The sequence below is a fragment of the Streptomyces paromomycinus genome (assembly GCF_003865155.1).
GTDB lineage: Bacteria > Actinomycetota > Actinomycetes > Streptomycetales > Streptomycetaceae > Streptomyces > Streptomyces chrestomyceticus.
Genome location: NZ_BHZD01000001.1, coordinates 4,762,427 through 4,774,668, shown reverse-complemented (window position 1 = coordinate 4,774,668; position 12,242 = coordinate 4,762,427). Strand labels below are relative to the sequence as shown.

The 12,242-nt window shown below is 72.7% G+C and carries 10 protein-coding genes and 1 pseudogene; 4 read left to right on the top strand and 7 right to left on the bottom strand.

Annotated features, from left to right (window positions below; genetic code table 11):
• Positions 1–12: 12 nt before the first annotated feature.
• On the top strand, positions 13–804 hold the full coding sequence (locus OEIGOIKO_RS20125; RefSeq protein ID WP_246177436.1) for an ABC transporter permease subunit: 792 nt from the start codon (positions 13–15) through the stop codon (positions 802–804).
• Positions 805–954: 150 nt separating this feature from the next.
• Here the strand turns inward: OEIGOIKO_RS20125 and OEIGOIKO_RS20120 are convergent, their stop codons facing one another.
• From OEIGOIKO_RS20120 to OEIGOIKO_RS20105, 4 genes are all read right to left on the bottom strand, one after another.
• A complete protein-coding gene (locus OEIGOIKO_RS20120) occupies positions 955–2,235 on the bottom strand; it encodes a CynX/NimT family MFS transporter (protein WP_125055226.1) in 1,281 nt (426 codons plus the stop codon).
• A gap of 145 nt (positions 2,236–2,380) precedes the next feature.
• Positions 2,381–3,091 (bottom strand): FadR/GntR family transcriptional regulator, encoded by a 711-nt coding sequence (locus OEIGOIKO_RS20115; RefSeq protein WP_125055225.1) that lies wholly within the window; start codon positions 3,089–3,091, stop codon positions 2,381–2,383.
• A 136-nt stretch (positions 3,092–3,227) separates the two neighbouring features.
• Positions 3,228–4,721, bottom strand: a complete 1,494-nt coding sequence (lysA, locus tag OEIGOIKO_RS20110) for a diaminopimelate decarboxylase (protein WP_246177435.1) — start codon at positions 4,719–4,721, stop codon at positions 3,228–3,230.
• A gap of 19 nt (positions 4,722–4,740) precedes the next feature.
• Entirely contained in the window at positions 4,741–5,058 is a 318-nt protein-coding gene (locus OEIGOIKO_RS20105) for an SAV_915 family protein (RefSeq protein WP_031006763.1), read from the bottom strand.
• Between the two features lie 434 nt (positions 5,059–5,492).
• Here OEIGOIKO_RS20105 and OEIGOIKO_RS20100 point away from each other — a divergent pair, with 434 nt between their 5' ends.
• A complete protein-coding gene (locus tag OEIGOIKO_RS20100; RefSeq protein WP_125055224.1) occupies positions 5,493–6,320 on the top strand; it encodes a MerR family transcriptional regulator in 828 nt (275 codons plus the stop codon).
• Between the two features lie 377 nt (positions 6,321–6,697).
• Here OEIGOIKO_RS20100 and OEIGOIKO_RS20095 read toward each other — a convergent pair.
• Positions 6,698–7,627: pseudogene (locus tag OEIGOIKO_RS20095) on the bottom strand (LysR family transcriptional regulator); the annotation flags it as partial.
• 272 nt (positions 7,628–7,899) lie between these two features.
• The gene (locus OEIGOIKO_RS20090) at positions 7,900–9,453 is read right to left on the bottom strand and encodes an MFS transporter (protein WP_125055223.1); all 1,554 of its coding nucleotides are present in this window, start codon (positions 9,451–9,453) and stop codon (positions 7,900–7,902) included.
• Between the two features lie 124 nt (positions 9,454–9,577).
• Between OEIGOIKO_RS20090 and OEIGOIKO_RS20085 the strand changes: the two genes are divergently transcribed.
• Together OEIGOIKO_RS20085 and OEIGOIKO_RS20080 are read left to right on the top strand one after the other, a co-directional pair.
• Positions 9,578–10,633, top strand: a complete 1,056-nt coding sequence (locus OEIGOIKO_RS20085) for an Lrp/AsnC family transcriptional regulator (protein WP_125055222.1) — start codon at positions 9,578–9,580, stop codon at positions 10,631–10,633.
• Between the two features lie 16 nt (positions 10,634–10,649).
• Entirely contained in the window at positions 10,650–11,333 is a 684-nt protein-coding gene (locus OEIGOIKO_RS20080) for a rhomboid-like protein (protein WP_125055221.1), read from the top strand.
• Here the strand turns inward: OEIGOIKO_RS20080 and OEIGOIKO_RS20075 are convergent.
• Positions 11,227–11,961 carry a hypothetical protein gene (locus OEIGOIKO_RS20075; RefSeq protein ID WP_125055220.1) on the bottom strand — a complete coding sequence of 245 codons (735 nt, stop codon included), beginning with the start codon at positions 11,959–11,961 and terminating at the stop codon, positions 11,227–11,229. The two genes, OEIGOIKO_RS20080 and OEIGOIKO_RS20075, sit on opposite strands and share 107 nt — an antisense overlap.
• Positions 11,962–12,242 lie beyond the last annotated feature (281 nt).

The following is a 12,242-nucleotide window of genomic DNA, read 5'->3' as shown; positions in this document are numbered from 1 at the left end:
AGCCTGAAAGCGATGTCAGCGACCTCATCGGTCCGGCCGGACCCGTCCCCGGCACCCGCCGCGGGCCCCTCGGCGGCCCCGTCGGTCTTCAACCCCACCGTCGCCCGGCTCACCTACCGGGCCCTCCTCGGGCGGCGCCGCGCGCTGATCCTCTTCGCGCTGCCCGCCCTCCTGATCGTCATCTCCGTCGCCGTACGGGCGCTGGCCGGCGCCGACGACTCCACCGCCAACGGCGTCCTGGGCACCTTCGCGCTCGCCACGATGGTGCCGCTGATCGGCGTCATCGCCGGTACGGGCGCGATCGGCCCGGAGATCGACGACGGCTCCGTCGTCTACCTGCTGGCCAAGCCGCTGCGCCGGTCCTCGATCATCTTCACCAAGCTGGTCGTGGCGATCGGTGTGACGGCCGCCTTCTCCGCGATCCCGGTACTGATCGCGGGCTTCGTCCTCAACGGCAACAGCCAGCAGATCGCCGTCGCGTACGCGGTCGCCGCGGCCGTGGCCTCCGTCGCGTACAGCGCCCTGTTCCTGTTCTTCGGCACGATCAGCCGGCACGCGGTCGTCTTCGGCCTGGTCTACGCCCTGGTCTGGGAGACCCTGTTCGGCAACCTGGTCCCGGGCGCGCGGACGCTGAGCGTCCAGCAGTGGGCCCTCGCGGTGGGCCAGAAGATCGGCGCGGAGGGTGCGATCACGTCCGAGGTCGGCCTGCCGCTGGCGGTGGCCCTCCTGGTCGCCGTGACGGGCCTCGCCACGTGGTACGCGGCGCGCAAGCTGCGGACGTTGACGTTGGCTGGGGAGGAGTAGGCGGGAGACAGAAGGGAAGTTGCATACCGCTTAGGGGAGCGCCGTAAGCGGTATGCAACTGCCGCGCGGGAGGGCGGCTCAACGCGCAGCGCGCTGCCGGAGAACACACATCTCCGGCAGCGCGCGAGGGCGGAAGAGGTACGAGGCCCGTTACGCCTCCGCCCCGATCCGCCGGTCCCGCCCCGCGCCCAGGCCCAGCAGGACCAGGCCCGCGCAGACGGCCAGCAGCAGCACGATCGGCACCGTCCAGCCGTGTGTCGCCTGGTGTACGGCGCCGAGTACGAGCGGGCCGGCGGCGGCGAGGAGGTAGCCCCAGGTCTGGGCCATGCCTGAGAGGCGGGCGGCGGTGTGAGCGTCTCCGGAGCGCAGCACCATCATCGTCAGGGCCAGGCCGAGCGCGCCGCCCTGCCCGATGCCCAGGAGTACGGCCCAGATCCAGGCGCCCGCCACCGGGGCCACCAGGAGGCCGACGATGCCGCAGGCCATCAGGGCGGTGACGGCGACGGCCAGCAGCCGCTGCCGCCGCATCCGCCCGGCGAGCATCGGCACCACGAAGGAACCGGCCATCTGCACCAGGGTGCTGAAGGCGAAGACCAGTCCGGCCGTGGCCTTGCTCATGCCGTGGTCGGTGAAGATCGTCGGCATCCAGGCGATCATCACGTACGCGATCAGCGACTGCGACCCCATGAAGAGCGTGACCTGCCAGGCCAGCGGAGAACGGCTCAGGTTGGGCCCGTCCTCGGTGGCGTGCGTCGGTGTCGCGGCGGCCTGGCCGTGCCGGGTGCCGCGCCGGGCGAGCACCGCCTGCGGGATCCAGACGAGGGCGGCGACCGCGGCCAGCAGCGCCCACGAGGCCAGCGAACCCTGCCAGCCGCCCAGCGCGTTCTCCAGCGGCACGGCGGAGGCGGCCGAGACGGTGGCGCCCAGGATCATCGCCGTGGAGTACAGGGCGGTCATGCCCGCCGCCTGCTCCGGGAAGTCCCGCTTGATCAGGCCGGGCATCAGGACGTTCAGCAGCGCGATGGACGTACCGACCACCGCGCAGCCCACGAACAGCGCGACGACCGGCGGGGCGATCCGCAGCAGGATGCCGCCGCACAGCAGCACCAGCGCGCCGCAGAGCACCGTCTCGGTGCCCCAGCGGCGGGCCAGCCGCGGCGCGGCGATCGAGCCGAGGCCCATGAAGACCAGCGGGATGGTCGTCACGAGGCTGCTCGCGGTCGCGGCCAGGTGGAAGTGGTCGCCGATCTCGCTCACCAGCGGCGATACGCCGGCCAGGGCGGCGCGCATGTTCAGTGAGGCGAGCACGATGCCGAGCAGGACCAGGACCGGGTGCGCGCGCAGCCGGCGGCGGGCCGCGGCTACCGGCGGAGCCGGGGCGAGGTCCTCCTCGGCGTCGATCAGTGGTGCTTCGGGCCGGGTCCCTGACATGGGTGGGTGACGCTCCTTGGGTGAGGGGGAGGGGTGTGCGGGGCGGAGGAAGGGAGAGGAACGTTTCGGCAGTGGCCGTGCGGGCGGGGCGGGGCTCCGTACTGCGGGACGGCGGCCTGCCGTCTTCACGGGCGAACCGGTTCGCTCACCGCTCCGCGAGCAGTTTTTCCACCGCCCGTTTCGGGGGCTCCAGCAGCGCGCGGGCGGCCTTCTCGGCGGCCTCCGGGTCGCCGGAGGCGATCGCGTCCAGGACGGCACGGTGGTCGCCGTGCACGATCCGCGGCATCAGTTCGTCGCCGAGCGAGGAGACCAGTGCCTCGCGTACGGAGCTGCTGAACCAGGCGTACGTGGCGGTGAGCGCGGTGTTGTGCGCGGCCTCCACGACGGCCCGGTGGAACGCGACGTCGTGATCGGCGTACAGCTCCAGGTCGCCGCCGAACGGCTGCCCGCCCGCCGCTTCCAGTGCGGCCTGGGCGTCCAGCGCGGCGCGCATCCGGTCCAGGTCGTCCGGCCGGTGCCGCTGCGCCGCCAGCCGGGCGGCCTCCGCCTCCAGGGCGATACGCAGCTCCAGCACGTCCCGGACCCCGGCCCGCTGCACACCGCGCATGACGGCGCCGGGGTCGGTGCAAGAGACCACGAAGGTGCCCTCGCCCTGCCGGGAGCGCAGCATTCCGGCGTGCACGAGGACCCGTACGGCCTCGCGGACGGTGTTGCGGCCGACCTGGAGCTGCTCGGCCAAGGCGTGCTCGGTGGGGATGCGCTCGCCGACCGGCCAGGTGCCGGCGGTCAGCTGGGCGCGCAGGGCGTCGACGACGGTGTCCACGAGGGACTGCCGTCCCGCTGCCTGCAACGCCATGTACATCTCCTCGATCGGTCGTCCAGGGGTCTGCCGCACCGGGGCGGTCGCCCGGTTGCCCAGTCATCCTACAACTGGTGGATGCGGTATGCACGGAGTTCTGGCTCCGTGCACACCGCGTCCGTCCCGAGGGTCGTCACAGACCGATGTCGCGCCCCTGGATGTCCGCCAGGGACTCGCGCCGTACGAGAACCCGCGCGTGCCCGTCCGCGACGGCGACCACCGGCGGGCGGCCGACGAGGTTGTAGCCCGAGGCCATGGACAGGTGGTACGCGCCCGCCACCGGCACGGCGATCAGATCCCCCGGCCGTACGTCCCCGGGCAGCGGCACCCCGGCGGCGAGTACGTCACCCGCCTCGCAGTGCCGCCCCACCACGCTCACCGGCACCGGCGCCGCGGACGAGCGCCGCCCGACCAGCCGGGGCGCGTACCGCACCCCGTACAGCGCGGGCCGCGGGTTGTCGCTCATCCCGCCGTCGACGGCGACGAAGGTGTGCTCACCGGTCCGCTTGACGGACAGCACCCGGTAGAGGGCGACGCCGGACGGCCCCGCGATGGCGCGGCCCGGCTCGACGGTCAGCCGGGGCACCGGCAGCCCGGCCGCCGCGCAGCCGCCGGCCAGTTCCGCCCGCACCCTGGCGCCGAGCGCCGCGATGTCCATGCTGTCCTCGCCGGGCCGGTAGGCCACGCCGTGGCCGCCCCCGATGTCCAGCTGCGGCAGCGTGACGCCGTGCTGCTCATGGATACGGGCCAGCAGTCCGACCAGCCGCCGTACGGCCGACAGGTACGGCTTGACGGTGGTGATCTGCGAGCCCAGGTGGCAGTGCAGGCCGACGAGCCGGAGCCGCGGCTGGCCCAGGATGCGGGTGATGGCGTGCTGCGCCGAACCGTCGGCCAGGGACAGGCCGAACTTCTGGTCGTCGGTACCCGTACGGATCTTGGCGTGGCCGCCGGCGGCGATGCCCGGAACCACCCGTACGAGGACCTGCTGCCGGGTGCCGGCGGGCACCGCGGCGGCGAGCCGGGCGATCTCGGAGGTGCTGTCGATGACGATCCGGCCTACCCCGAGGCGCAGCGCGGTGCGCAGGTCCTCGGGGCTCTTGGCGTTGCCGTGCAGCACGATGCGGCCGGGCGGGAAGCCGGTGGTGACGGCGAGTTCCAGTTCGCCCGCGGAGCAGACGTCCAGGCCCAGGCCCTCCTCGCGTACCCAGTGGGCCATGGCGCGGCACAGGAACGCCTTGGCCGCGTACAGGACGTCGGCGTCGGGGAAGGCGCGCAGGTAGGCGCGGCAGCGGGCGCGTACCTCGCCCTCGTCCAGGACGTAGGTGGGGGTGCCGAAGCGGGCGGCGAGTTCGGTGAGGGGGACACCGCCGACGGCGAGGTCGGCGTCGGGGAGTTCGGCCGTGGAGGCGGGCCAGACACCGAGGCCGGTGGGGCCGGTGGGGTTGGTGGGATCGGTGGGGTTGTTGGAATGGGTCGAGTCGGCGGGGGTGGTGGGTCGAGCGAGATCCGTGGGATCTGTGGGATCTGTGGGGCCCGTGGGATCAGTGGGTTCGGTGGAGTGGGGGTGAGGCAGGTCGGTCCGCTGTCCTGTGGGGGGCTGCGGTGCCGGGGTCGTCGTCACGGTCATGGTGGTCGTACGCCCCTTCTCAGACGGCCCGCAGCAGCGGTGTACGGGGAGTACCGGGGGCGAGGCGGGGGTCCACCGTCAGGACGGCCGCGCCGAGCGGTTCGGCGAGGGCGCGCAGCGCGGGCTCGGCGAGCCGGATCCACGGCTGGTCGCTGCCTAGCGCGGCGGCGAGCCGCTGCACGGAGGTGAAACCGACGGCGGTACGGCCGCCGAGCGGAGTGCGGAACAGGCGGGCCGTACAGCCCGCGGGGCCCGGCCGGACGGGGACGAACAGCAGTCCGGCCGGGATGCGTTCGGCGGGTTCGGGGTCTTCCGCGTACAGGTGTTGCTGGGGCACGGCGTCGCTCCTCGCGCAGCAATGGCCCCGGACCGGAGGGAAGGGAAGTGCCGGGGCTCCTCCTCGACGCTATGCCCGTACCGGCATGCGCACGGCGGCGTACTGACGCATCATTGACGGCCCGTGGACGCCCCTTGACGGAATGCTGGTGCTCCGGCGCATGCCCCGGTGCACGGAATCGCCGTGCGCCCCGGCGCGGGCCCGTGCATACGCCTCGGCAGATGCCGAATCACGGCACGTCGCCGCCCGCTGTCCACGAGGATCGCCTCGACCACCGTCCGGAATTCACGAAGATCACCTCGACCACCGCCCGACGACCGTCGGCCCGCTCCCCGCCCTGCACACCCGCCTCCGGCCTTCGCCCGCCCCTTGCCCCTTGACCCCCACCCGCCCCTTGACCTTCACACCGTGGCAAGCCCTGCACTGGGAGTCTCATGTTCACCATCGGAGAGTTCGCGGGCCACGGCCGTGTGTCGGCCCGGATGCTGCGTCACTACGACGCCATCGGGCTGCTGCGCCCGGCCCGTACGGACCCGGTCACCGGCTACCGCTACTACGAGGCCGGTCAGCTCGCCCGCCTCAACCGCATCATCGCCCTCAAGGACCTCGGCTTCAGCCTTCAGCAGGTGACGGCCATCCTGGACGAACAGGTCAGCGCGGCGGAACTGCGCGGCATGCTGCGGCTGCGCCGCGCCGAGCTGACGGCGGCGGTCACGGCGGCCGGCGCCCGGCTGGCCCGGGTCGAGGCGCGGCTGCGGACGATCGAGGGCGAAGGGCGGATGGCCGCCGACGAGGTGGTGGTCAAGCGGGTCGAAGCGGTACGGGTCGCTCAACTGACGGGTACCGCGGCGAGCTTCGGGCCCGAGGACATCGGTCCGGTCGTCGGGCCGCTGTACGACGAGCTGTTCCGGCGGCTGGCCACCGCGGGCGTCGAGCCGGCGGGCCCGGGCATCGCGCACTACGCGGACGCGCCCGGCGGTGGCGACCGCATCACGGTGCACGCGGCGGTCGTGGTCGCGGCCGTTCCGCAGCCGTCCCACGACTTCGCGATCGTGGACCTGCCGCCGCTCGCGCAGGCCGCCACGGTGGTGCACCGCGGGCCCATGGAACGAGTGCTGCCCACGGCCCAGGCGCTGGCCCGCTGGCTCGACGACAGCCCGTACCGGTCCGCCGGGTATCCGCGGGAACTGACGCTGGAGTGTCCCGAGGACCGGGAGGACTGGGTGACCGAGTTGCAGGAGCCGATCACCTCGGAGGGGTGAGTCAGGGGGCGGCTGGGAGGGGCGAACGGTACGTCGTTCGGGTCGCTCCGGTCGCTCCGGTCGCTTCGGTCGCTCTTCGGTCGTTCGGGGCGTTCGGTCGCTCCGGTCGCTTCGGTCGCTCAAGCCTGCGCCCGTGCCGGCCCCCTGTCGTGCCCCTCGGATGCGCCGGCGCACGTAGGGGCGCACGCGGGTACGTCTGCTTCGACGCCCGAGAGCCGTTGTGCGCGAGCTCTTGCGTCCGGGCCGGCGGCTGTGCCTGGCGCCGCACCCGGACCAGCAGCCGTGCCCACTCCGGTCACCTCGGCGACCCCGGCCGCCCCACCCGCCCCGACCGATCCACCCGCCCTGACCACCCCGGTCGCCCCACCCGCCCCGACCGATCCACCCGCCCCGAGGGAACCGTTCACCGTTTCGGCGAACTCCACCGCCACCGGGCTCAGCGCCGCCCACTGCCGTACCGCCCACCCGGCCGCCAACGGGGGGAGCCCCGGAATCGGGATCAGCCGCAGCGACGGGTGGCCGGCGCCCCGCCAGCCCGGCAGGTCCGGCACCACCGCGTGTCCGACGCCCAGTTCCGCCAACAGGATCGCGGTGTCCCAGTCGGCCACACTGGTGGAACTGGCGGGCACGGCGGCGGGGCCCTGCCCGGCCTCCGGCCGCCCCCGGCCCAGGTGGCCGTCGAGCCGCATCCGCGAGACGGAGTTCTCCGGCAGCCGGATGTGCCGGATACCGGACAGGCCGCCCGCCAGCTCGGCCGGCTCGATGTGGTCGCGCCCGGCGAGCGGGTCGTCGGACCGTACGGCGAGGACCCACGGCAGCTCCAGCACCGGGTGCTGCTCGATACCGCGTACGGGCGGGCCGATGGTGATCCAGGCCAGTTCGGCGGTGCCGTCGGCCACCGCCTCGAAGCAGCGACGACCGGAGTTCTCGGTCTGGAACTCCAGGTCGACGTGCGGGTGGCGGGCCCGGAAGGCGACCACCGCCGCCGACATGAAGTGCCGTACGGTCGTGGCCCCCGTGGTGATCCGCAGCGTGCCGCCGTCGCCTTGGCGCAGGTCGGCCAGGCGGCGCAGGGCCAGATCCAGTTCGGCGAGCGACCCGGTGGCGGCGCGGCACAGGATGCGGCCCGCCTGGGTGGGGGCCACGCCGCGCGGCCGCCGCTCCAACAGGGCTGTTCCCGTCTCGCGTTCGAGTCGTTTGACGCGCTGGCTGACCGCCGACTGCGTACAGCCCAGGTCGCGGGCGACGGCGCTGAGGCTGCGCGCCTCACAGACGGCGACGAAGGCACGGAGGTCGTCGAGAGTCACCAACCCAAGGTATCGCTGGGGTATTTGGAAGGAAACCCGAGGATTGACTTGGGGGTGCGGGCGGGACGAGGATCGGTGCAGGGCCCAGGGCGGCCACCCGGAACCGGCTACGGCGCCGTACGGTTCCGGGGGCCGACCCGCCATGGGCCGGCCCCCGGGGATCAGGGATTGCTGTCGTACGGCCGCTTCGTACGCCTACGGCCTCACCTTCACGCGTGCGGCCTCACCTTCACGCGTGCGGCGCTCGCGGCCTCATCCGTACGACTTCGGCCTCACCCTTGGTCGGCGCCGACGGGCACGTCACCGGCCCGGCCCCGACCCGCGGGCACCGGGGAGCCGGTCGTGCCGGGGGCGTCGGTGCCCGTACCGGAACCCGCCGTACCCGAACCCACCGTGCCCGGCTTCGCCGCCGTCCCCCCGGCAACCGGAGCCGTCTGCTCCGCTTCCGGGCGGCGTACGACGGCCAGGACCAGCAGCCCCGCGGCCACCGCCACCACGCCCGCGACCAGGGACACCCGGGTCAGGCCGTGCACGTACGCGGTGCCGGGGGCGGCGTGCGCGCCCGCGGACCGCACGCCCTGCGTGAAGACCGTGCCGAGGATCGCGATGCCGAGCGCGTAGCCGAGCTGGCGGAAGGTGTTCACCGCGCCGCTGGCCATGCCGGCCCGCTGGGGCGGAGCCGCGCCGAGCGCGGCCGAGACCAGCACCGGCATGGACATGCCGATGCCGAGGCCGCTGACCAGCAGGCCCGGGACGAGGACCGCCCAGCCGGAGGCGTCGTTCAGCAGCAGGACGTGCAGCAGCGGGCCCGCGCCGATCAGCAGGAGACCGATGCCGATCGGCAGCCGCGGCGCCAGCCGGTGCAGATACCGGCCGCCGAACATGCCCACGCCCATCGACGCCACCGCCATCGGCAGGACCGCGACACCGCCCATCACCGGGCTCAGGCCGAGGATGTTCTGCACCCACAGTCCCACGTACGTCAGGTACGGGAACGCCGCGGCCTGGAGCAGCAGCGCGGCCGCCATCAGTACGGCGAAGGCCGGGCGGCGCATCAGCTTCAGGTCCAGCAGCGGCTGCCGCGCGCGCCGTTCCACGGCGACGAAGGCGACCAGGGACAGCAGGGACACCGCCAGCGCCAGCAGGGTGCCGGACTCCGTCCAGCCCTCCTCGCCGCCGCGCATCAGCCCGTACGTCAGTGCGCCCGCGCACAGTGTGAACGCGCCGGCGCCCGGCCAGTCGATGCGCGCCGCACGGTCGCCGTGCGACTCCTGGACCGACCGCAGGGTGATCCAGACTGCCACCGCCGTCAGCGGCAGGTTGACCAGGAAGATCGCCCGCCAGTCGATGTACTGGGTCAGCACCCCGCCCAGCACCGGACCGACCGCCGCCGCGGCGCCGCTCGTACCGCCCCAGATGCCGAAGGCCACCCCGCGGTCACGGCCCTGGTACGCGGCCATCAGCAGCGGCGTGTTGGTGGCGAACATGGCCGCCGCACCCACGCCCTGCACCGCGCGCGCGGCGATCAGCACGCCCTCGTCGGGCGCCAGCCCGCAGGCGAGCGAGGCCAGCGCGAAGAGTCCGAGGCCCGCCAGGTACAGCTTGCGGCGCCCGAACAGGTCGGCTGCCGAGCCGGCCACCATCAGCAGCGCGGCCAGCGCCAGCGCGTAGATGTCCATCACCCACTGCAGCGAGGTGAAGGAGGCGTCCAGACCGTCGGCGATCCGCGGCAGCGCGGTGTTCACGATCGTGACGTCGACGAGCAACATGAAGTTGCCCAGGGTGATGGCGACCAGCGGCCACCATTTGCTCCGCCCGTTGTGCATCAAGAACCTCTGAGATGGATCGGTGTTCCGAGTGGTGTGTTCCGTCCAGCGTCCGGGCCGGTCCCCGTTCCTCCCAACCACACCGTCCCGTGCGGCGCGATCCGACACGGGTTAGCCTTTCCTGGTGAAAACCGACGGCTTCGACCGGCTGGACCGGAGCCTGGTCCACGCCCTCCAGCTCGACGGCCGGGCCCCCTTCAGCCGGATCGCCGAGGTGCTCGGCGTCTCCGACCAGACCGTCGCCCGCCGCTACGGGCGGCTGCGCGGCGCGGGCATGATCAGGGTCATGGGGCTCACCGACCCGGCCGCCCTCGGCGAGACCGAGTGGATCGTACGGGTCCAGTGCACGCCCGACGCGGCCGTCGCCGTCGCCGAGGCGCTCGCCCGGCGGCCCGACACGTCCTGGGTGAGCCTGATGTCCGGCGGCACCGAGATCGGCGTCGTGTGCCGCTCCGCGAGCAGCCGGGACAGCGACGCGCTCCTGCTGCAGAAGCTGCCGCGGACACCCAGCGTGGTCGGTGTGACCGCGCACTGCATGGTGCACGAGTTCTTCGGCGGCCCGCTCGGGCTGGTCAACAAGTCCGGCGCACTGACCGAGGAGCAGGCCGCGCAGTTGCGCCACCCGGCGTCCGCTGCGGCCGACGCGCGCGCCGCCGACCCGCCCGGACAGGCGGCATCCGTCACGCTCACCGACGCCGACCGGCGCCTCCTGGACGTCCTCGCCGAGGACGGACGGGCCGCCCTCGGCGATCTCGCCGCGGCCACCGGCTGGTCCCAGACCACCGTCCGCCGCCGCCTGTCCGAACTGCGCGCCGACGGCGTCCTCTACTTCGACGTGGACTACGACGCCCGGCACTTCGGGCTCGGCGTCATGGTCTCCCTCTGGCTCTCCGTCGCCCCCAGCGAACTCGCCGCCACCGGCGCGGCACTGGCCCAGCACCCCGAGGTGGCCTTCGCCTGCGCCACCACCGGGCCGCACAACCTCTTCGCGTCGGTCCTGTGCCCGGACGTGCGCGCCCTGTACACGTACCTGACCACCCGGATCGGGGCGCTGCCCGCCGTACGGAACATGGAGACGGCCCCGCTGATCCGCCGCCTGAAGGGGCCCGGGCCGCACGGTTACGGGCGGGTCGGCTCCGGCCCGATCACCTCGGCGCTGTCACCGGCCCGGGTGCGGTGAGGCCGGTGTCCGTGTGATGAGGCCGGTGCTCCCGTCCTCGCCCGTCGACCGGGCGGCCGCCTGGGTACGGTCCGCTCCCGGCACCCACATCTGGCTGCTGGTCATCGGCATCACCAGCCTGGTGATCGCCGGTGCCAGCGAGGGCCTGGAGCAGTTTCTCCTCCACCGCACCAGCAGCAACATCCACGAACTGAACCGCCACCCCCTCTCCTCCCTCCTCATCAGCGGCTTCTGGATCGAGAACCCGTCCTCCTTCGTCCTGTACGCGGTCCTCTTCGAGCTGGTGCACGCCAACGTCGAACGCTGGCTGGGCACCTGGCGCTGGCTGCTGACCGTCGGCGCCGCCCACATCACCGCCACCCTCGCCAGCCAGGAACTGGTCCTGCTCGCCATCGAAGGCCACCGGCTGCCCCGCTCCATGTCGCACGTCGTCGACATCGGCGTCTCCTACGGCCTGGCGGCGGCAGCCGGCCTGCTCACCTACCGGCTGCCGCCGCCCTGGCGCTACCTCTACCTGGCAGCCGTCGTCGGCTTCTTCGGCATCCCGCTCCTGTCAGGCGCCACGTTCACCGACATCGGACACGCCATCGCGCTCATCCTTGGTCTCGCCGCTTGGGCCTTGACCCCGGATGCCGGTGCGGGCGGGGCAGCGGACGGGGACCGGAACGCAACTCCCGTACGTCCTCCGCCAGATCGCTGAGCCGCTCACTCATCGCGCACACGACCCGGTTCGTGGCGTCCAGCCGCCGGTCCAGCCGGTCCAGCCGCCCGGAGATCCGGCCGATCACCGGGCCCAGGTCCCGCAGGGCGGGTCCGATGTCGGCGAGCGACGACTCGCCGCGGGTGAGCCGGTGGTCGAGCGACTCGACCGTCGGCGCCGGCCGGGCCTGCCGGGGCCGGGGCACCTCGACCCGCTCCCGCGCGCTCTCCTCGACGTCGAGGAGGTACGTACGGACCGCCCGCGCGACCTCGCTGTCGCGGAGGAGCATGGCGATGTTGAGGATGGTCCGGCGGGTGTAGAGGGTGAGGTTGGTCTTGGCCTGTGGATAACTTTCCTCATAGAGGGACATGTTGTCCCTCTTAAACTCTCGCAGGTCAGAGCCTCGGAGGACCCACATTCCGTTGGTGGACAACTCCGCCCGGTGTCGTTGGGTGACCTTCTTTACGACCTCCTTGTGTACAACGAAGTAGGACGCGACGCCCTCTGTCGTCGCGTGCACCCCGTCGGGCAGCAAGGCAAGTGCCTTGACCTTGTCGAGGACCTCGGTACGGTCCGCCACACTGTCGCGCATAGCACGCGACTCCAGCAGTACAGCTTCAGGTGGCATGTACATGCCCTCCACTCAAACCAGAAGCGGTTTGAAAGAGTCAGGCTGACTCTTTCAACTGAACGCCCGTATCCAGGGCTCAGGAGCGGAGGCTGCTCACGGATGCCACTACCTCTATGTCCGGTTCCCAGTCGTACGGCTGCACCGCTTCACGACCGTCACCGGCAAACCCCAGCACTTCACGAACCCTCGACGCCTCGAACTCCAGTTGCCTCCACGCACAGGGGACAACGAGTCGATAAACGTACAGTTACCCCGTCTCGGGCATGACTTCGTGCGTA

Excerpts from the sequence above, each read along its gene's own strand:
- OEIGOIKO_RS20125 (WP_246177436.1), top strand. The coding sequence starts at position 13 with ATGTCAGCGACCTCATCGGTCCGGCCGGACCCGTCCCCGGCACCCGCC.
- OEIGOIKO_RS20120 (WP_125055226.1), bottom strand. The coding sequence starts at position 2,235 with ATGTCAGGGACCCGGCCCGAAGCACCACTGATCGACGCCGAGGAGGAC.
- OEIGOIKO_RS20115 (WP_125055225.1), bottom strand. The coding sequence starts at position 3,091 with ATGGCGTTGCAGGCAGCGGGACGGCAGTCCCTCGTGGACACCGTCGTC.
- lysA (WP_246177435.1), bottom strand. The coding sequence starts at position 4,721 with ATGACCGTGACGACGACCCCGGCACCGCAGCCCCCCACAGGACAGCGG.
- OEIGOIKO_RS20100 (WP_125055224.1), top strand. The coding sequence starts at position 5,493 with ATGTTCACCATCGGAGAGTTCGCGGGCCACGGCCGTGTGTCGGCCCGG.
- OEIGOIKO_RS20090 (WP_125055223.1), bottom strand. The coding sequence starts at position 9,453 with ATGCACAACGGGCGGAGCAAATGGTGGCCGCTGGTCGCCATCACCCTG.
- OEIGOIKO_RS20080 (WP_125055221.1), top strand. The coding sequence starts at position 10,650 with ATGAGGCCGGTGCTCCCGTCCTCGCCCGTCGACCGGGCGGCCGCCTGG.
- OEIGOIKO_RS20075 (WP_125055220.1), bottom strand. The coding sequence starts at position 11,961 with ATGCCACCTGAAGCTGTACTGCTGGAGTCGCGTGCTATGCGCGACAGT.